Source organism: Shewanella mangrovi (assembly GCF_000753795.1).
Classification (GTDB): Bacteria; Pseudomonadota; Gammaproteobacteria; order Enterobacterales; family Shewanellaceae; genus Shewanella; species Shewanella mangrovi.
This window is the reverse complement of record NZ_JPEO01000002.1, coordinates 30393-50711: the sequence shown is the minus strand read 5'-3', so window position 1 is coordinate 50711 and position 20319 is coordinate 30393. Positions and strand designations below refer to the sequence as shown.

Here is a 20319-nt window from a genome sequence, read left to right as displayed (position 1 = left end):
TTCATCCGCTTTTTTGTGTGTTTACTGAAAGTCGCTCTGCAACGAAAGCGTTATAGCACTTTAGCGATAGCTGCGGCCAAGTAGTCCACATTCGCTTCGGTGATCCCCGCAATACTCATGCGGCTAGAATCCACCATGTACACGCCATGCTCACTTTTCAGCAGTGCCACTTGTTCTGGCGAAATGCCTAAGAAAGAGAACATGCCTTTTTGGCGCGCGATAAAGCTGAAGTCGCGTGTGACACCTTGTGCTTTAATACGTTCAACCAACATGGCACGGTTACCGTTGATACGGTCACGCATCACTTTTAACTCGTCGTGCCATTGTGCAGTTAATTCTTGAGACGCCAAAATGGTTTCAACCAACGCCGCACCGTGTGCAGGTGGCATTGAATAGTTGCTGCGAACAACATGCAACATCACAGATTGAGCTACAGTGGCGGCATTGCTGTCTTTAGCGACGACTGCACATGCACCAATACGTTCACGATAAAGGCCAAAGTTCTTTGAGCATGAATCGCACAGCAACATGGCATCAACCGCTGCGGCCATTTTGCGTACGCCGTAGGCATCTTGCTCGAGGCTTTCACCGAACCCTTGATAAGCCATATCCAGCAGCGGCGTAAAACCACGCTCCTGTGCAACCGCGACTACTTGGTCCCACTGCGCTGGCGTCAGATCTTCACCGGTAGGGTTATGGCAGCATGCGTGCAACAGCACGACATCGTTCTTACCTAGCGTTTTGAGCTTATCCAACATGGCATCGAAGCGCAGTGCATTATTTTCGGTGTCATAGTAAGGATAATGATTAACTTCCAAACCAGCCGCTTTAAAGATACTTAGGTGGTTAGCCCATGTAGGATCGCTTACCCACACAACAGCATCAGGATTACAACGTTTAATGAAGTCGGCCGCAACGCGCAAAGAGCCAGTACCACCAGGGGTAGAAACACTGCGGATACGATTACTGAGCACGGCGCTGTGATCTGCACCAAAAGCCAACTCACAAATCAGTCGGTTAAACTCAGGACTGCCTGCTGGACTGATGTACACCTTAGTTGTTTCAGTTTCAGTACGAATGCGCTCGGCGGTTTTCACGCAGGCCAAAATTGGAGTATGACCTTCTGGGTCTTTATATACACCAACACCTAGGTCAACTTTGTCAGTACGAGGGTCTTCACGAAATTGCGCCATCAGTCCCAGAATCGGGTCCGCTGGCATGGGGTTTAATGCATTGAACATCGAGGCTTCCGTTTATTGTTATGTGTGACAGAATTGTTAGCATAGCGGTTAAAGCCGCTCGTGTTAATCTGCATTATTTTCAAAGAAAAATTATCACATGTACAGATAAATGAACGGAATTATTCATCTTTGTACATTTCTGTTGACGGTTCACCGAAAAACCCATTATTGGTGATTATTTGTGCTGTAATGCTTAAGTATTACAAAAAATCGTTGAATTGCCCTGCCATTGGGTTACTTTAAAGGCACGAAGACATAATTCAGGTGACAGGTATCGTAGAGTTTTTAAGACACCTTAACTTACTTTAATCAACAACATCATGGCTGAGCACCTCACTCGCTAGCCGCAAAACTTATATAGCCACAAGAAATAGAACATATTATGAAGCAGTTACACCTGAACAAAGTCTATCGTTTTAACGGTGAAGTGAATATTCCCGGTTCAAAAAGCATCTCTAATAGAGCCTTATTGTTAGCAGCATTGGCAAAAGGGACCACCACCTTAACCAACCTGCTAGATTCCGATGATATTCGGCATATGCTGACCGCATTGAGCCAGTTAGGCATCAAGTACCAACTGTCAGCGGATAAACGTACCTGTACTGTGACGGGGAACGGCGGCCCATTTAATAGTTCGCGTCCGTTATCACTATTCCTCGGTAATGCCGGCACCGCGATGCGCCCTTTGTGCGCAGCGTTAACCTTAGGAACGGGGGATTTTGAACTCACAGGTGAACCGCGTATGGAAGAACGCCCGATCAAAGATCTGGTCGACGCGATCGCGCAGCTAGGTGCTAACATCCAGTACCTGAAAAATGATGGTTTCCCGCCGGTGAATATCCTTGGTTCCGGATTGTCCGGTGGCACAGTGAAGATTTCGGGTGCGCTATCAAGTCAATTTTTAACGGCACTATTGATGGTCGCGCCACTTGCCAAAGGTGATGTCAATATTGAAGTGGTCGGCGAATTAGTCTCTAAACCTTATATTGATATCACCTTAGCCCTGATGGCCAAATTTGGTGTAAGTGTCGACAACCAGCAATATCAACGCTTTCATGTAAAAGGCAATCAGCAATATATTGCACCTGGTAATTTGCTTGTTGAAGGTGATGCGTCTTCAGCATCCTATTTCTTGGCGGCGGGGGCTATTGCCGGCGGTGAAATTAAGGTCACCGGTGTGGGTAAGCTAAGCATTCAAGGTGATGTTAAGTTTGCTGATGCGCTAGCGGCTATGGGCGCCGATATCGAGTGGGGAGATGATTTCATCATTGCGCGTGGCAGTAAGTTGCACGGTATCGATATGGACATGAACCATATACCAGATGCGGCGATGACCATTGCCACAGCGGCCTTGTTTGCCGAAGGAGATACGCAACTCACCAATATCTATAACTGGCGCATTAAAGAAACCGATCGGCTCAGCGCAATGGCGACTGAACTACGTAAAGTGGGTGCTACGGTCGTTGAAGGCGAAGACTTCATCAAAATCACACCACCTGTTGCAATGCAACACGCAGAAATTGATACCTACAATGACCACCGTATGGCGATGTGTTTCTCATTAGTGGCTTTCAGTGATGCAGGGGTCACAATTAACGACCCAGATTGTACTTCCAAAACCTTTCCTGACTACTTTGCGCAGTTTCAGTTGCTTGCCTGCCATTAAGTAAAAATGCCGAACGCTTCGGCATTTAAACAAATGTTTGTCAAAAAGCGCCGACTTTGGGGACGATATTGATATATAATATCGTCCGCTCATTTTCGAGGGCGTTGCAATAAGCCCTTTCGAAAAACTATTACTTGGAGGAATGTATGTCTGATCGGGCGCCTGTCGTCACCATTGATGGTCCTAGCGGTGCAGGGAAGGGAACGATTAGTCAGCTACTTGCCAGCCATTTAGGTTGGAAGTTTCTGGATAGCGGTGCGATATACCGAGTACTGGCTTTGGCAGCAATTCATCACAATGTCGAACTCGACAACGAAGAAGCGATTACCTTGTTGGCATCGCATCTCGATGTACAGTTTTTTGCCGCCTCAGAGAACGAATCATCAAAAATAGTGCTGGAAGGTGAAGACGTTACCCATAGTATTCGTTCACAGGAGTGTTCGGATGCAGCTTCTCGCGTAGCGGTATTTCCGCGAGTGCGCGAAGCACTTTTACGTCGTCAACGTGCTTTTAAAATGGAACCTGGTTTGATTGCCGATGGCCGTGATATGGGCACCATCGTTTTCCCCAATGCACCAGCGAAACTATTTTTAACCGCTTCTGCGGAAGAACGCGCGCAACGGCGCTATAATCAGTTGCGAGAGAAGGGGCATGATGTTAACATCGACACCCTTTTAGGTGAGATTAAAGACCGTGATTTCAGAGACATGAATCGTGCAGTTGCACCACTTGTGCCTGCTGAAGATGCTTTGTTCATCGATACCACGGGTCTCGCTATTGAAGATGTATTTGCGCAAGCGCTAAAATATATCGAAGACAAGTTATCTGCTGCAGGTGTTTAATACATCTGCAGTTTTGGTATTCATCAAATGGAATTGATGAATTATTTACATAACCCCATGTTCAGGACGTAGCATGGCTTTTTAAATTAAGTTAATTACACATGACTGAATCTTTTGCTGATCTGTTTGAACAATCCCTTCAACAACTGGAATTCCGCCCAGGTTCTATCGTTCGTGGTACTGTAGTTGCCATTGAAAACGGTGTAGTGCTGGTTGACGCCGGCCTGAAATCTGAAAGCCCAATCCCTGCTGATCAATTCAAAAACGCTCAAGGCGAATTAGAAATCGCTGTTGGCGACGAAGTTGATGTAGCGCTGGATAGCGTTGAAGACGGTTTCGGTGAGACTCAACTGTCTCGTGAAAAAGCGAAACGTCACGAAGCTTGGATCGTTCTGGAAAAAGCTTACGAAGATAACGAAACTGTTATCGGCGTTATCAACGGCAAAGTTAAAGGCGGTTTCACTGTTGAGTTGAACGGTATCCGTGCATTCTTACCTGGTTCTCTGGTTGACGTTCGCCCAGTTCGCGACACTGCTCACCTGGAAAACAAAGAGCTGGAATTCAAGGTTATCAAACTGGATCAGAAACGTAACAACGTAGTGGTTTCTCGCCGCGCTGTTATTGAATCTGAAAGCAGTGCTGAGCGCGATGCTCTGCTGGAAAACCTGCAGGAAGGTCAATCTGTTAAAGGTATCGTTAAGAACCTGACCGACTACGGTGCATTCGTAGATCTGGGCGGTGTTGACGGCCTGCTGCACATCACTGACATGGCATGGAAACGCGTTAAGCATCCATCAGAAATCGTTAACGTCGGTGATGAAATCGAAGTTAAAGTGCTGAAATATGACCGTGAACGTACTCGCGTATCACTGGGTCTGAAACAACTGGGCGAAGACCCATGGTTGGAAATCAGCAAGCGCTACCCAGAAAACACTCGTTTGACTGGTCGCGTAACTAACCTGACTGACTACGGTTGCTTCGTAGAAATCGAAGAAGGCGTTGAAGGTCTGGTACACGTTTCTGAAATGGATTGGACTAACAAGAACATCCACCCATCTAAAGTTGTTAGCTTGGGCGATGAAGTTGAAGTTCTGGTACTGGATATCGACGAAGAACGTCGTCGTATCTCACTGGGTCTGAAACAATGTAAGACTAACCCATGGGACGACTTCGCTAACCGTTACGCTAAAGGCGACAAAGTTACTGGTAAGATCAAGTCAATCACTGACTTCGGTATCTTCATCGGTCTGGACGGCGGCATCGATGGTTTGGTTCACTTGTCTGACATTTCTTGGAATGCTGCTGGCGAAGAAGCTGTTGGCGAGTACAAGAAAGGTGATGAAATCACTGCAGTTGTATTGTCAGTTGATCCAGAACGTGAGCGTATCAGCTTGGGCGTTAAGCAAACTGAAGACGATCCATTCAACGCTTACTTGGCAGACAAGAAGAAAGGTTCTATTGTAACAGGTACTGTTACTGCAGTTGACGCTAAAGGTGTTACTGTTGAACTGGCCGACGCTGTTGAAGGTTACATCCGTGTTGCTGACATCAGCCGCGAACACGTAGAAGATGCTTCTACTGAGTTCAACGTTGGTGATGCTGTTGAAGCTAAGTTCATGGGCGTTGACCGTAAGAACCGTAACGTTTCTCTGTCTATTCGTGCAAAAGACGAAGCAGAAGAGAAAGAAGTAATGGCTAACCTGAACAAACAGGAAGAAGCTGTTATCGGTAACGCAATGGCAGAAGCGTTCAAAGCGGCTCGTAAGTAAGCTTGCCATAGGGAAGGTGCATGATGTACCTTCCCATATCAAAGGCTAAATTTGTTTGGCTTAACAAATAGGGGTGATTAGGATGACAAAATCCGAACTTATCGAAAAGCTTGCTGAGACGCAGTCATTGTTATCAGCAAAAGATGTTGAAAGTGCCGTAAAAGAGATGTTGGAGCAAATGGCGAAAACATTAGAAACTGGTGATCGTATTGAGATCCGCGGTTTCGGTAGTTTCTCTCTGCATTATCGTGCACCTCGAGTTGGCCGTAATCCAAAAACCGGTACTTCTGTAGAACTGGATGGTAAATACGTGCCTCACTTTAAGCCAGGTAAAGAATTACGAGAAAGAGTTGACGCTACTATTAGCTAAGCTTCTTGCGTATAAAAAGCCTCCTACTGGGGGCTTTTTTTATATCTGGAACTCGTCAGCACTGGTAGCAATCGTCAAATTACTGGATAATCAGCAAATTGAACATGGATATAGGAGCAGAAAGTGAAATCGTTTGTTGTCACTGTAATCGTCGCTCTGCTATTTATTATTGCGTTAATTTTTGGCGCTAGAAACGAGCAACTGGTGACCATCAACTATTTTGTGGTTGAAGGTGAGTATCGTTTACCGCTAGTTTTAGCAGTAGTTTTTTTCGCTGGTTTTGTCTGTTGCTGGTTAGTCGCATTTTTCTACATTCTCAGGTTGAAACTTTCTTTGAAACGCGCACGGCGCAGATTGATGACTCTAGAAGCCGCACAGCAGGAGAGCGACAGCTAATATGTTAGAGCTGTTTTTTCTGTTGTTGCCAGTTGCCGTTGCCTATGGTTGGTACATGGGGCGACGTAATCTTCGGCAAAAACAGTCGTCGCAGCAAAAGCAGCTTAGTCGCGATTATTTCGCCGGACTAAATTTTCTGTTGTCCAATGAATCGGACAAAGCGGTCGATATGTTCATTAGCATGTTAGATGTTGATGACGAAACGATTGATACCCACCTCTCACTTGGTTCACTATTCCGTAAACGTGGTGAAGTGGATCGCGCTATCCGCATCCACCAAAATCTGATTGCCAGACCATCTCTGCTCAATGAACAGCGGGATTTAGCCATGATGGAACTGGGCAAAGATTTTCTCGCCGCTGGCTTTTACGACCGCGCAGAAGAAATTTTTCTTAATCTCATACAGTTAGATGACCACTCAGAAGAAGCCGAAAGTCAGCTTATCTCCATCTACGAAATGACCAAAGAATGGCAAAAAGCCATCGATATTATTAAGAAACTACCGCGTAAACGACAGCAATCGCTTAAGCCCGTCCTGGCTCATTTTTATTGCCAGTTGGCCGAAGAAAGCTCCGAAATCGCAGCGCAAATTCAACTGCTAAAACAAGCCATTAAGCAAGACGGCAGCTGCGGGCGAGCCTTGCTAAAATTACTGCAACGCTATATCGAACAAGGGCTTTATGAGCAAGCAGCGGACGCACTTGACCAACTGATTGATAAAGCGCCGACCTTGGTTGTGGATGCACTGACAGCAGCTAACGAGTTATCTAAACTGACACAAGACCGCGAAGCGTTAAAGCGTCGTTTGGCACTCGCTGTAGAAAAGGGCGCTGGCGCCTCGGTGATTATCGCCTTAGCGAAAATGTTGGTTGAAGATGGCGATATAAAAGCGGCCGAATCTCTTATTCTAGACAACCTTTACCGTCATCCGACCATGAAAGGTTTTCAATTTTTGATGAAGATGCAGTTGTCGCAAGCGGAAGAGGGCCAAGCCAAAGACAGCTTGGCGATGCTAGAAAAATTAGTTGAGCAACAAATTCGCTCAAGACCTATTTATCGATGTAGTGAATGTGGTTTTCCATCTCATACACTATATTGGCATTGTCCTTCGTGTAAAAGCTGGGGCAGTATTAAACATATCAGAGGACTGGACGGCGAATAGCCGTCTTTTATTGGAGAACATATGACCGAAAAATCGATTGTTGTCGCTCTTGATTTCGATAACAAATTTAAGGCCTTACAATTAATAGATAAGCTAGACCCAGCACTTTGCCGCTTAAAAGTGGGCAAAGAGATGTTTACCTTATTTGGGCCGGAATTAGTCAAAGAAATTCACAATCGCGGCTTTGATCTATTTTTGGATCTGAAATTTCACGATATTCCGAATACTGTGGCCAAGGCGGTAGCAGCAGCAGCTGAACTCGGCGTTTGGATGGTAAACGTCCATGCCAGTGGTGGTTTAGCCATGATGGAAGCGGCAAAAAAGGCTTTACTACCTTATGGGGAAAATGCACCACTATTGATTGCGGTGACTGTGCTGACCTCAATGAGCAGTGAAGAGCTGCAGTTGTTAGGTATCAACGCCACGGCACAAGAACAAGTGCTGCGTTTGGCTAAGCTTACTCAGCGAGCAGGATTGGATGGTGTTGTTTGTTCTGCCCAGGAAGCAAGCATGTTAAAAGCCGAATTGGGTGAAGATTTCAAATTGGTTACGCCTGGCATTCGTCCTGTAGGTGCTGACGTTGGCGATCAAAAACGCATTATGACGCCGAGCAAAGCGTTGCAAGCAGGCGCTGATTATTTAGTGATTGGTCGCCCAATTACTCAGGCCGCCGATCCTCTGGCAGCACTGGAAGCCATTCACCATTCTATCCTAGTAGGAGAATAAAAATGGCTAACTCACTGCAACAACAGCTACTCAAAGCTGGGTTAACCAGTAAACAAAAGGTTCGCGACGCAAAAACGCAAAAAAAGCGCAATCGCAAAGCGAATATCGATGATGGCAGTCAAGAGCTCAAACATCAGATTGCTCAACAAAAGGCGAAACAAGCCGAGCGCGACAAAGCGTTAAACGAACAGCGTTTTGCTGAAGCGACTGAAAAAGGTCTGGTACGTTCTTTAGTAACTGAGATCCGTAAACACGCGATTGGCTTACCAAAAGATGGCGAGTTAAAGTTTAACTTTACCTTGGAAAACAAAATCCACTCGCTATTCATTGATAACAAAGTTCAACAACAGTTGTTGAATGGCCGTTTGGGCATAGTACGGCTTGAAGAAAAAAGTTATCTAGTGCCCCATAAACTTGCCGAACGCGTTAATTTGTTAGTGCCTGCATGGTGTGGATATCTCTGGACTGCCGATGCAAGCCAAGAAGCGGCAGAAGTGGAAGAGGATGATCCATACGCTGATTACGTCATTCCTGACGATTTGATGTGGTAAAAAATACGGCCTCCGAAGAGGCCGTTAACATATCTGCATATTGCAGATGTTACTCCTTGTAAACTTTTCCGTAGAAGCTACACAGTAACAGGTCTTTCAATTCGCTGATTAACGGGTAGCGTGGGTTGGCACCAGTACATTGGTCATCAAAAGCATCCACTGCCAACTTGTCGACTTTAGCGAGAAAGTCTGCTTCATTAACGCCCGCATCTTGAATCGATTTAGGAATACCTAAGCGCTCTTTGACACTTTCTAATGCATCAATCAGCAGTGTTACTTTCTTTTCATCACTGATGTTTTTGCCCTTCGTGAGTTTTAGGTGATCAGCAATCGCCGCATAACGGCACAAGGCTTTAGGGCGATCATATTGGCTGAATGCCGCTTGTTTTGTTGGCACATCAGTGGCATTAAAGCGAATGACATTGGAGATCAATAGGGCATTTGCTAAACCGTGTGGAATATGGAACTCGGCGCCTAGTTTGTGTGCCATTGAGTGACAAATCCCTAAGAAGGCGTTGGCAAAGGCAACACCCGCAATAGTTGCACCGTTATGTACCTTCTCACGTGCAACCGGTGCATCAGCGCCAAGTTCATAAGACTCAGGTAAGTAGCTAAAAAGCAACTCTAATGCTTGCAGCGCTTGACCATCACTAAACTCGTTTGCCATGACACTGACGTAGGCTTCCAGCGCGTGGGTGATGGCGTCTACACCACCAAAGGCCGTCAGTGATTTAGGCATGTTCATCACCAAGTTAGGGTCAACAATGGCCATGTTTGGTGTGAGTTCATAATCAGCAATCGGGTATTTAGTGCCGGTGACTTCGTCGGTAACGACCGCGAACGGTGTTACTTCTGAACCAGTACCTGATGTCGTCGGAACGGCGACCATGGTCGCTTTGCGGCCCAATTTCGGGAATTTATAAATACGTTTACGAATATCCATAAAACGCATCGCCAAATCCGAAAAGTCGACGTTAGGATGCTCGTACATCACCCAAATGATTTTTGCGGCATCCATCGGTGAGCCCCCACCGAGCGCAATGATAACGTCAGGCTGAAAGTTTTCTGCCACCTTAGTACCGGCTTTCACAACACCTAAGGTTGGATCTGCTTCTACTTCGTAAAAGACTTCGGTTTCAAGTCCTAAACGTTTGAGTATCGCCACGGTTTCGTCAACGTAGCCGTTGTTGAACAGGAACTTGTCGGTCACGATCAGCGCGCGTTTTTTATCAGAAAGCTCCTCTAATGCCACAGGCAAGCTACCGCGACGGAAGTAGATAGAGGAGGGAAGTTTATGCCACAACATGTTCTCGGCCCTCTTAGCCACGGTTTTCTTATTGATTAGGTGTGAAGGCCCAACGTTTTCAGAAATGGAGTTGCCGCCCCAAGAGCCACAACCTAAGGTCAGTGAAGGTGCGAGCTTGAAGTTATAGAGGTCGCCGATCCCACCTTGCGATGCTGGTGTGTTGATAAGAATACGTGCGGTTTTCATGCGAGCACCAAAGAGATGCACGCGATCAGTGTTGCGGTCTTGGTCGGTGTACAGGCCTGACGTATGGCCAATGCCACCAAGTTGCACCAGTGCTTCTGCTTTATCTACCGCATCGTCAAAGTTTTTGGCGCGGTACATGCCGAGCAAGGGAGACAGTTTTTCGTGGGCGAATGCTTCAGCGTCATTAATCTCGGTAACTTCACCAATCAATACTTTGGTGTATTTCGCGACTTTAATGCCGGCCATCTCGGCAATTTTCGCTGCACTTTGACCAACGATAGCGGCGTTCAGATTGCCGTTTTTCAAAATAACGCCACGAACAGCGTCAGTTTCTTTGGCGTTGAGTAGGTAAGCGCCATGGCTGGCAAAACGCTCTTTGACGCGATCATAAATATCGTCAACGACAACAACCGCTTGCTCTGATGCGCAAACGACGCCGTAGTCAAAGGTCTTGGACATCAGGATAGAGCTAACTGCGCGTTTAATGTCTGCTGTTTCATCAATCACGATTGGGGTGTTACCCGCGCCAACACCGATGGCAGGTTTACCTGATGAGTAGGCGGCTTTCACCATACCCGGGCCACCAGTCGCCAAAATCAGATTAATGTTGGCGTGCGTCATCAGCTGGTTGGACAGTTCAACGCTTGGTTCATCAATCCATCCGATAATGTCCTTTGGCGCACCCGCGGCAATTGCAGCATCCAATACCAATTTAGCGGCCGCAACCGTCGACGCTTTTGCGCGAGGATGTGGCGAAAATACAATGGCGTTACGAGTCTTCAATGCCATTAACGACTTAAAAATAGCGGTAGACGTTGGGTTAGTCGTGGGAATGATGCCACAGATGATGCCGACAGGTTCGGCAATGGTGATAGTACCAAAGGTTTCATCCTCCTCGAGAATGTCACAGGTCTTGGTATCTTTGTACTTGTTGTAGATATACTCTGAAGCAAAGTGGTTTTTGATTACTTTATCTTCAACCAATCCCATGCCCGTTTCTGCAGCCGCTTGCTGAGCCAGAGGAATACGCGCATCTGCCGCCGCTAGCGCGGCCGCACGGAAGATTCTGTCAACCTGCGCTTGCGTATAGCTGCTGAATTTCAGTTGAGCAGCAGCCACCCGCTCAAGCAAACTATCCAGTTCTTGAGTATTGGTCACTTTCATAGTGTTAGTCCTGTAAGAAAATTTAATCAAAGCTACCGAGGTAGTCTTGGTTAACCTCTCTCCTTGTGAAATATTTTTACTACTTAAAGCGCAATAAAACTGTTATCAAGCGCAAGATTTACCAAATTGTGTAATTAAATTACATTTAGCATTACAAAATGCACTAAAGTAGTGAATCGTAAACAGCAGGGAATTCATAAAATAATTAATGCCAAAACAGCAAAAAAACTCATTTTGTGAAGCGTAAAAAAAGGAGTAAATTACGCCTCCTGAAAATTGGAGTGCGCAACGTATATACGCGGATATTGGTGGGTGACGTAAGTGGATTTAACGCTTTATGTGAAGTTCTTTTTTGGGTTATTAGCGATTATAAACCCAGTAGGGCTGTTGCCAGTTTTTGTAAGTTTGACAAGCCATCAAACAGATGCAGAACGCAACCAAACGGCTAAGGTTGCCAATCTTTCCGTGGTAGTGATTTTATTGTGCACCATGGTGGCAGGTCAGTATATTCTTGATCTGTTCAGCATTTCATTGTCAGCATTCAGAATTGCGGGCGGCTCATTGATCGCCATTATTGCGATGTCGATGCTGCAAGGTAAGCTCAGCGAAGTCAAACGCAATAAAGAAGAGGACCGCGAAGCGTCCGCGATGGAATCCGTTGCAGTGGTACCGCTTGCGTTGCCATTGATGGCTGGGCCTGGCGCGATTAGCTCTGTTATTGTGTTTGCAGCTGAACATGGCGGTTGGCTCAATATCAGTGGTATGACATTGACAGTATTGCTGTTTGGTATGCTCAGCTATGGCTTGTTTAAAATGGCGACAGCGATTAACAAGCTACTGGGCAAGACGGGGATTAACGTCATCACCCGTTTGATGGGCCTACTTATGCTGTCTATCGGCATCGAAGTTATGGCGGCTGGACTCAAAGGCTTGTTTCCAACCTTGCTAGGTTAACGCTGGCGGTTACTGGCCTCCAAATTCCAACATGCTGATGCTGCGAGCACTAAATAACTGTTGATGTAGTCTCGCAGCAAATTCGTCGGTCATGCCGGCAATATAATCGGCAATAACGCGATGTTGGTGCGGTTGGCTATTCGCTAGTTGCCAACGCTCTCTGGTATTGGTCGGCAGCAGCCGTTTGGGATCTGATGCTAGGGCATCAAATAATTCCATCACAATCTGCTGACCTTTATATTCCAACATCTGCACTTCTGGTTTTTGAATCACGTAGCGCAAGACGAACTGCTTAAAAATCTCTAATAACTGCCCATATTCAGGGGTCATCACTGCACGATACTTCAATAGCGGTGATTGGAATTCGGCAAACTCTTGCCAAGTCACTGCGGTTACAAAGGCATTAACTAAGGTGCCGATAGCATCTTTACGAAGATAATGTTTGTGCGAAAACAGCTTATCCTCAATCTCGGCTAACTGATCACCGATCCACGAGTCAGAAACACCAGCCATTCGCGGCACCACAAACTGTTGCCAGTGAGTGCGAGACACTATCCCCATGACAATCGCATCCTCCATATCATGGACGGCATAAGCGATATCGTCGGCAAGTTCCATCACGGTGCAATCGAATGATTTATGTAGGGTACGATGGTGACCACCATTTGCGGCAACTGTGGTTTGTGTAAACCTTTCTCTGTCACTATCACTAAAAGGCTCTAATACCCAGTCGAATACCTCCTTATCGGCATCGAAGATACCTTTAACTGCGGGCCAGTGTGCGGGTTTTAGTTGCCTGAAACTCTCAAGCTCAGGTTGTTCACCATAATTAGCAAGCGTAGACGCCAATGCAGGGTACTTGATTATGCCAAGAAGCGTCCGACGTGTGAGATTCATGCCAAAATGTTCTGTATAAGGCTCAAGCTTCGCCAAAATGCGCAGTGTTTGACCGTTGCCTTCAAAACCACCATGTTCCCGCATCATATAATTTAGGGCGATTTCACCGCCATGGCCAAATGGTGGATGACCAATATCATGCGCAAAGCATAGCGCTTCGATCAAACTCATAGAATCGAGTAAATCAATGTGGGCATTAGTGTGTTGCTGTAGTTGATTGGCGATGCCAGTTCCTATTTGCGCCACTTCTAAAGAGTGAGTGAGGCGGGTGCGATAAAAATCATTCATTCCCACACCCAGTACCTGAGTTTTAGCCTGCAAGCGTCGAAATGCGGCCGAGTGCATGATGCGCGCTCGGTCGCGTTGATAGGGACTACGCAAGTCCTGACGGCGAGCCGACTGATCTTGCAATTGACGCTGTTGCCAAAACTCCATGGCGACTCCTTAGAGCAATTGATTTATTTGGTCGAGGTTAAGATTAAAGCTTGGAATGAAGTGTTCGCGAAAATACGCTACGGCTTTATCGGGATTGTTATCTAAGCTCTCTTCTAAACGCGTCTTGGCAGATTTAAACTCACTGTTGCCAGCATGCAATTCTTCCAAACATTTAAGATATGCACATAGGGTGTCAGCTGATTTTACCAAGGCTTTATAATCAGCCGGTGCTTCCTCACTTATCAATAATTCGCGAAATTCATCCTGAAACTCTGGCGGTAAAAGACTGAGTAAACGTTGTTCAGCGATGGCTTCTATTTTTTTGTATTCAAGTTCAATATCTTTATTGAAATACTTTACGGGAGTAGGTAAATCGCCGGTCAAGACCTCGCTAGCATCGTGATAAATCGCCATAGTAGCGGCCTTTTCCGGTGAAAAATCCCCATCAAATTTTTTGTTGCTAATAATAGCGAGGATGTGGGCAACGCTGGCAACCTGCAGTGAGTGCTCTTGTACGTTCTCTTTACGTACGTTGTACATAAGTGGCCAGCGCTGAATAAGTTTCATGCGGGCGAGGTGGGCAAAAAAGTGACTCATAAAACTCCCTGACAACTGAACTTACCGCTTCACTTTACGCTAACTTTGGTGTTTTTGTCAGGCGTTGACGCATAAAAAAGCCGTCTTTTAGACGGCTTTAAAACATCATCTGTGACGACTACTGCTGGTAATGGCTAAGGAAATCACCAAATGCGAACAATGCTTTTTGCAAATCTTCCTTATAAGGCAAAAATACGACGCGCAGGTGATCGGGTTGCGCCCAGTTAAAGGCGGTACCTTGCACCAACAAAATTTTCTTTTCACGCAACAGATCGAGCACTAACCGCTCATCATCTCGTAAGCTAAAGCGTTTGGCATCAAGCTTTGGAAACGCATATAGTGCACCAAGTGGCTTTTTAACGCTGACACCAGGAATTTGATTCAGCAGTTCATATACGGTGTCACGCTGAACCGTCAAACGACCTTCTGGGGCAACTAACTCGTTGATACTTTGATAGCCACCAAGTGCAGTTTGGATTGCATGCTGATTTGGCACGTTGGCACATAAGCGCATCGAAGACAGCATATCTAAACCTTCAATATAGCTTTTAGCGCCTTTTAAATTGCCGCTCAGTACCATCCAACCGATACGAAAACCTGCCGCGCGGTAGATTTTAGACAAGCCGTTAAAAGTGACAGTCAAAATGTCGGACGACAAGCTGGCCGCATGGGTATGTTTAACACCATCATAAAGAATGCGGTCGTAGATTTCGTCAGAGAACAAAATCAGGTCGTGCTGACGGCACAGTTCCACAATCTCTAACAACAACTCGCGACTGTACACCGCGCCGGTAGGATTGTTGGGGTTGATAATCACAATACCGCGAGTGCGTGGCGTGATTTTACTTTTGATATCGTCGATATCCGGAAACCAATCGGCTTCTTCATCACAGATATAGTGACGTGCTTTACCGCCAGCTAAGTTTACTGCAGCGGTCCACAGCGGATAATCTGGCGAGGGCAACAACACTTCATCGTCAGTGTTTAATAACCCTTGCATCGACATCATAATCAGCTCAGATACACCGTTACCGATATACACATCTTCAATATCGATGCCACGGATACCTTCAGCTTGATAGTGCTGCACGATCGCTTTACGCGCCGAAAAGAGTCCTTTTGATTCACAATAACCTTGAGAAGATGGCAGGTTCAGGATCACATCACGGACAATTTCTTCGGGCGCTTCAAATCCGAACGGCGCCGGATTTCCGATATTGAGCTTGAGGATACGATGACCTTCATCTTCTAGGCGACGGGCTTCCTTATGAACTGGTCCGCGAATGTCATAACAAACACTGTCCAGTTTATGGGATTTAATAATGGGCCTCATATAACCTCGAAGCTGATGGCTTGATTAACTAGGGCTGAAACAATAGCGAATTTCGGCAAATTAAAAAAGGGAATTGTTCAAAAAATTCGTTTTAATCCAGAGTATTAGTCTAAAGAATTAGGAGGTTTACAAAATTTAACAGAGTAATCATCTGTTTCTGCATTAACAAAAAGATGAATATATTGCGAATAATTCTAATTAATTGAATAACCATTAAAAAATAGCCATTCGTTTTTCGTGAATAGCTAGCGATTAAGACTATTCCAACCAATAAAGCTAATGCTATGAATTTAAATAACAAATTCAATCCATTGTTGAGCATCCGCGCTAACAGACTGGTTAGCATAGATATTTAGTTGACTCACTGAAAAAAGCGTTTTATTTTCGGGCCGATGTTTTAGAAAAAACGTCGAAAACACAGGCAGTTTGCCACCGTTCACGACAATAAAACAGATAACGGCAGAACTGCACCTTATGTAGTGACTGCCAGAGAATGATGTTGGCCCGCTCGGCCCTTGTGAGAGGACCTAAGTGCATGTCAGAACCGACAGCGTTAAGTCTTATACCACCCATTGTGGTGTTAGTGTTTGCCATTTGGTTACGTCGCCCCATTTTGGCGTTAATTATCGGTGCCGTTACCGGTTTACTTCTGTTAGATCCCGCGAGTGTGTTGGACAACTTTGCCGATGCATCATTAAAAGTGATGCAGGATGAAACGATTGGCTGGTTAATTTTAGTGTGCGGTTGTTTTGGTGCGTTAATTGCCTTGCTGGTGCGAACTGGCGGCGCATTAGCGTTTGGCCGTAATGCGATGAGATTCGCCAATGGCCCACGCTCGTCATTGATGATGACCTTTGTTCTTGGCATCGTCATTTTTATCGATGACTATCTCAATGCACTCACAGTCGGTGAAACCATGAAGCGGGTAACAGACCGTTTTAAGATTTCCCGTGAGATGCTGGCCTATATTGTGGACTCAACAGCCGCGCCAGTGTGCGTCATCGTGCCGGTATCCACTTGGGCGGTATTCTTTGGCGGTCTGCTGGTTGATAACGGTGTCGCCGCTAAAGGCGAGGGGATTCACGTCTACATGCAGGCGATTCCCTATATGCTATATGCCTGGCTTGCGGTGATTATGGTGATGTTGGTTGCGTTGAAAATCGTGCCGGCTATTGGTCCGATGAAAAAAGCAGAACTTGCAGCGCAAGCAGGTACACCAGCCAAAGAACAAGTGGACCTCGACGAAGTGATCACTTCAGATGAATACGCCGTTAAAGCAATGGAAGAGGAGTTTGAGGCGGCAGATAAACAAGGCCAATTACATAACTTCTTAGTGCCGATGTTCTTGCTGGTTGGTTTTACTGTGTACTTCGATATCGATGTCTGGAAAGGGCTGTTAGCCACTTTGGTCATCACTTTGCCATACTATGGCGTGCAGCGATTGATGTCATTGCCAGAAATGATGGATCAGATGATCGACGGCTTTAAGAGCATGTTGCCTGCAATTGGTACCGTCATTGCGGCGTTTGTCTTCAAAGATGTCTGCGATCAGCTATTGTTGCCACAATATGTTATTGATTCTCTAAGCCCTTATATGACAGCCACTATGTTACCTGCGGTGGTGTTTGTGGCGATGGCATTGTTAGCGTTTGCGACGGGGTCTAGCTGGGGAATTTTTGCGGTAACTATTCCCATCGTGATGCCATTGGCGCAATCAGTTGGTGCAGATATTCCATTGGTGATTGGGGCGCTGTTGTCAGCATCATCATTTGGTAGCCAAGCCTGTTTCTACTCAGACTCAACCGTACTCGCGGCACAAGGTTCAGGTTGTAACTTGGTCAGCCACGCTGTTACGCAGTTGCCTTACGCGTTGATAGCAGCGGCGCTGGCCTTTGTTGGTTTTATTATGATTGCTTAGTTTGATAATAAGAGGAGTCATCCGAGTGGCTCCTTTTCCTTAATAAAAAAGCCAGCAGATATGCTGGCTTTTTTGTATCGATAGTGACTGATTAAACGCGTTTCTTGAATTCGCCAGTACGGGTATCGATTTCGATTTTGTCGCCTTCTTTAACGAAGTCAGCAACCATCACGGTCAGTTCAGAATTAACCAGTTTAGCTGGCTTCATCACTTTACCAGTGGTATCACCGCGTGCAGCTGGTTCAGTGTAACCAACTTCACGAACGATAGTAGTAGGCAGTTCTACAGAGATAGCTTTACCTTCGTAGAAAGTCACCTGACAAACTTCTTCCATACCATCAACGATGTAGTTGATAGCGTCGCCCATGTTTTCTGCTTCAACGTCATATTGGTTGAATTCAGCATCCATGAATACGTACATTGGATCAGCAAAGTAGGAATAAGTACATTCCAGGCGTTCCAGTTGGATGTCTTCTAATTTGTCATCCGCTTTGAACACAGTTTCAGTACCTGAACCCAGCAACAGGTTCTTCAGTTTCATTTTACAAACCGCAGCGTTACGGCCAGATTTGTTGTATTCGGTTTTCAGAACAACCATCGGCTGACCGTCAACCATAATCACGTTACCTGCGCGGATTTCCTGAGCAGTTTTCATTACCTAGATTCCTATATTTCACGGTTTTTCACTACAGCGCAGCATCTTAGCCGTTTTTCAGCATTTGCACTAGCCTATTAGCAAGATCTGCGTCGTTTATTGCATATTTTGGCCAAACTTTCGCGTGTTGTGTCAGTTGCGGCCAATCTACTATAAGCGTCTGCCATGCTTGACTAAATGCCTCAGCATCCGCTTGATTAAATGCCAAATTTAGCGCTTGCCAGGCGTTTGCCAGTGCAGGGGATAACTGTTGGCAATATCGCTGCATAAAGGCACCCAATTTTTCAATATGGGCGTCTTCTTCTTGCTGATAGATATGCCAAATGAAAGGCCGGGCCGCCCATTGCGCACGCAGGAAAGAATCCTCGCCGCGCACAATATTGAAATCACAAGACCACAGTAAGCGGTCATACTGTTCCTGATTTTGCATTGGCAGTAAATGCACCTGCAAGTTGCCACGGATAACCTGTTGAGTCTGCTCAAACTGGGGAAGTTCTATCCCTAAGCCTGCAGCCACAGACGATAGGGCACGGCCTTTCGGGACGAGCAGATTGGTCAACGTTGTTCCTTCAGCTAGTTGCTGACACAGCGCCTTAATGGCGTTGCTCTCATAGCTAAATAAGCTGACAACAACATCGTCGCGACCAATGTCGTTAATGCCGAGTGAGTCAAAATAGGCCTGACGGTTGCAAGGTTCTGACTGCCACTGCTGTCGCTGCTCAAACAGCGAATGTTCACAAATTAAGCCGCCGCTTTTTTTGCTAAAGCCTGGGAAGAAAAAGTGCTTTTTGACCCCATTCTTCACAGGCGACTGTAATCCGTGGCAATCATCAATCCAAGCTTCAGCACTGAGATATTCAAGGTTAACCCATTGCGGGAATGGCTTGATGTTAGCGGTCGCGGCCATAATTTCGTTAGGCAGTTCACAAGCGAACGCTTCTATCAGCACGGCGCCGGGCACCCACGGGGTCGAAAGAGGTTTATCCCACTTGATGATATTAACGCCTTGGTGACATTGCTGCAGTTGGTTGATATCCAACTGCGGTAAGATAAATTGAAAGCTGTTGAGATCATCCACCCACAAGTTGATTGCTAACTGATATTCATCGGCGAGTTGTTTTGCCAACCGCCAAGTAACACCGATATCGCCATAATTGTCGACGACGGTGCAAAAGATATCCCAATGGGCGTTAGCGGAATGGTTTGTCATCATCATTTATTCACAAAAAAGGCGGCTATAGGCCGCCTTTTGATACTAACTCGATTTTAGTCTTCCAGTTCAGCTAAGCACATTTCTTCGTAAATCTGCTTAACCCAGCCATCAACGCGTTCTTCGGTCAGTTCAGGCTGACGATCTTCGTCGATACCTAAGCCAACAAAATGCTTGTCATCGACTAACGCTTTAGACGCTTCAAAATCGTAACCCGCAGTTGGCCAGTGACCGATAATAATGGCACCACGTGGTTCGACGATGTCACGAATAGTGCCCATCGCATCAAGGAAGTACTCAGCGTAATCTTCCTGATCACCACAACCAAAAATGGCGACTAACTTGTCATTGAAATCGATTTTTTCCAGCTCAGGGAAAAAGTCATCCCAATCGCACTGTGCTTCACCATAGTACCAAGTTGGGATACCTAGGAGCAGCAGATCATATGAGGCGATATCCTCTTTGGTGCTCTTGGCAATATCTTTCACCGCGACCATCTTCTCGCCCAATTTCTTTTGGATCATTTGGGCGACTGCTTCAGTGTTACCTGTGTCGCTACCGAAAAAAAGACCTACCGTTGCCATCGTCTTTCCTTTAGTTAACTGTTTAATGCTTAAAAAGTCTGAGATCGCTCGATACTACCGCGCCAGATTTTCCTGAAGAATGATCTCAATTAGCTGGCTGCGGCTGATGTTACTGGCGTCAGCTTTCTCATTCAAGGCGTCAAACAAATCTTGTGACACCTTTAACTCTATTCGTTTTAATCCCTTCTCTCGATCTCGCTTTATCTGGTTACGTTTATTGATACGCAACTGTTGCTCTCGAGACAGCGGGTTACTTCTTGGTCGACCACGTCGTTTTTCTGAAGAAAACAGATCGATCGTGGTTCTGTCAGCAGATTCTTTTGCCATGTTTCTTATTATAAATGCGCGTTACCGAAG

Annotated in this window: 19 protein-coding genes; 10 read left to right on the top strand and 9 right to left on the bottom strand. The window is 46.0% G+C overall.

The features are described from left to right. Positions 1-50: 50 nt before the first annotated feature. On the bottom strand, positions 51-1241 hold the full coding sequence (locus HR45_RS02745) for an amino acid aminotransferase (protein ID WP_037439561.1): 1191 nt from the start codon (positions 1239-1241) through the stop codon (positions 51-53). Between the two features lie 382 nt (positions 1242-1623). Between HR45_RS02745 and aroA the strand changes: the two genes are divergently transcribed. From aroA to HR45_RS02705, 8 genes are all read left to right on the top strand, one after another. Continuing rightward, positions 1624-2907, top strand: a complete 1284-nt coding sequence (aroA, locus tag HR45_RS02740; protein WP_037439558.1) for a 3-phosphoshikimate 1-carboxyvinyltransferase — start codon at positions 1624-1626, stop codon at positions 2905-2907. 146 nt (positions 2908-3053) lie between these two features. Further along, positions 3054-3749 carry a (d)CMP kinase gene (gene cmk, locus HR45_RS02735; RefSeq protein WP_037439556.1) on the top strand — a complete coding sequence of 232 codons (696 nt, stop codon included), beginning with the start codon at positions 3054-3056 and terminating at the stop codon, positions 3747-3749. Between the two features lie 101 nt (positions 3750-3850). After that, on the top strand, positions 3851-5518 hold the full coding sequence (rpsA, locus tag HR45_RS02730; protein WP_037439554.1) for a 30S ribosomal protein S1: 1668 nt from the start codon (positions 3851-3853) through the stop codon (positions 5516-5518). Positions 5519-5600: 82 nt separating this feature from the next. After that, a complete protein-coding gene (ihfB, locus tag HR45_RS02725; protein ID WP_037439552.1) occupies positions 5601-5888 on the top strand; it encodes an integration host factor subunit beta in 288 nt (95 codons plus the stop codon). Between the two features lie 123 nt (positions 5889-6011). Beyond that, a complete protein-coding gene (locus HR45_RS02720) occupies positions 6012-6284 on the top strand; it encodes a LapA family protein (RefSeq protein WP_037439551.1) in 273 nt (90 codons plus the stop codon). Position 6285: 1 nt separating this feature from the next. Further along, positions 6286-7446, top strand: a complete 1161-nt coding sequence (gene lapB / locus HR45_RS02715) for a lipopolysaccharide assembly protein LapB (protein WP_037439549.1) — start codon at positions 6286-6288, stop codon at positions 7444-7446. Positions 7447-7467: 21 nt separating this feature from the next. Next, complete coding sequence (gene pyrF, locus HR45_RS02710; protein ID WP_037439546.1) at positions 7468-8172, top strand: orotidine-5'-phosphate decarboxylase; 705 nt, start codon at positions 7468-7470, stop codon at positions 8170-8172. 2 nt (positions 8173-8174) lie between these two features. Beyond that, positions 8175-8723, top strand: a complete 549-nt coding sequence (locus HR45_RS02705; protein WP_037439544.1) for a DUF2058 domain-containing protein — start codon at positions 8175-8177, stop codon at positions 8721-8723. A 49-nt stretch (positions 8724-8772) separates the two neighbouring features. Here HR45_RS02705 and adhE read toward each other — a convergent pair whose 3' ends face one another. Beyond that, positions 8773-11379 carry a bifunctional acetaldehyde-CoA/alcohol dehydrogenase gene (gene adhE, locus HR45_RS02700; RefSeq protein WP_037439542.1) on the bottom strand — a complete coding sequence of 869 codons (2607 nt, stop codon included), beginning with the start codon at positions 11377-11379 and terminating at the stop codon, positions 8773-8775. A 321-nt stretch (positions 11380-11700) separates the two neighbouring features. Between adhE and HR45_RS02695 the strand changes: the two genes are divergently transcribed. Further along, positions 11701-12333: a YchE family NAAT transporter gene (locus tag HR45_RS02695; RefSeq protein ID WP_037439540.1), complete on the top strand. Its 633-nt coding sequence runs from the start codon at positions 11701-11703 to the stop codon at positions 12331-12333. Positions 12334-12342: 9 nt separating this feature from the next. Here HR45_RS02695 and HR45_RS02690 read toward each other — a convergent pair whose 3' ends face one another. The 3 genes from HR45_RS02690 to HR45_RS02680 all read right to left on the bottom strand — a co-directional run bounded on the left by HR45_RS02690 (position 12343) and on the right by HR45_RS02680 (position 15595). After that, the gene (locus HR45_RS02690) at positions 12343-13665 is read right to left on the bottom strand and encodes an anti-phage deoxyguanosine triphosphatase (protein WP_037439538.1); all 1323 of its coding nucleotides are present in this window, start codon (positions 13663-13665) and stop codon (positions 12343-12345) included. Positions 13666-13674: 9 nt separating this feature from the next. Then, the gene (gene yfbR / locus HR45_RS02685) at positions 13675-14262 is read right to left on the bottom strand and encodes a 5'-deoxynucleotidase (protein ID WP_037439536.1); all 588 of its coding nucleotides are present in this window, start codon (positions 14260-14262) and stop codon (positions 13675-13677) included. A 118-nt stretch (positions 14263-14380) separates the two neighbouring features. After that, positions 14381-15595 (bottom strand): pyridoxal phosphate-dependent aminotransferase, encoded by a 1215-nt coding sequence (locus HR45_RS02680; protein WP_037439534.1) that lies wholly within the window; start codon positions 15593-15595, stop codon positions 14381-14383. A gap of 535 nt (positions 15596-16130) precedes the next feature. Here HR45_RS02680 and HR45_RS02670 point away from each other — a divergent pair. Next, positions 16131-17513 carry a Na+/H+ antiporter NhaC family protein gene (locus HR45_RS02670; RefSeq protein ID WP_037439530.1) on the top strand — a complete coding sequence of 461 codons (1383 nt, stop codon included), beginning with the start codon at positions 16131-16133 and terminating at the stop codon, positions 17511-17513. 91 nt (positions 17514-17604) lie between these two features. Here the strand turns inward: HR45_RS02670 and efp are convergent, their stop codons facing one another. The 4 genes from efp to ybfE are packed head-to-tail and all read right to left on the bottom strand — an operon-like array spanning position 17605 to position 20289. Further along, a complete protein-coding gene (gene efp, locus HR45_RS02665; RefSeq protein ID WP_037439528.1) occupies positions 17605-18168 on the bottom strand; it encodes an elongation factor P in 564 nt (187 codons plus the stop codon). A gap of 46 nt (positions 18169-18214) precedes the next feature. Next, a complete protein-coding gene (gene earP, locus HR45_RS02660; RefSeq protein ID WP_037440278.1) occupies positions 18215-19378 on the bottom strand; it encodes an elongation factor P maturation arginine rhamnosyltransferase EarP in 1164 nt (387 codons plus the stop codon). Positions 19379-19434: 56 nt separating this feature from the next. Further along, positions 19435-19962: a flavodoxin FldA gene (fldA, locus tag HR45_RS02655; RefSeq protein ID WP_037439526.1), complete on the bottom strand. Its 528-nt coding sequence runs from the start codon at positions 19960-19962 to the stop codon at positions 19435-19437. Positions 19963-20016: 54 nt separating this feature from the next. After that, positions 20017-20289, bottom strand: coding sequence for a LexA regulated protein (ybfE, locus tag HR45_RS02650; RefSeq protein WP_037439524.1), 273 nt, complete (start codon positions 20287-20289; stop codon positions 20017-20019). Between the last annotated feature and the right edge of the window lie 30 nt (positions 20290-20319).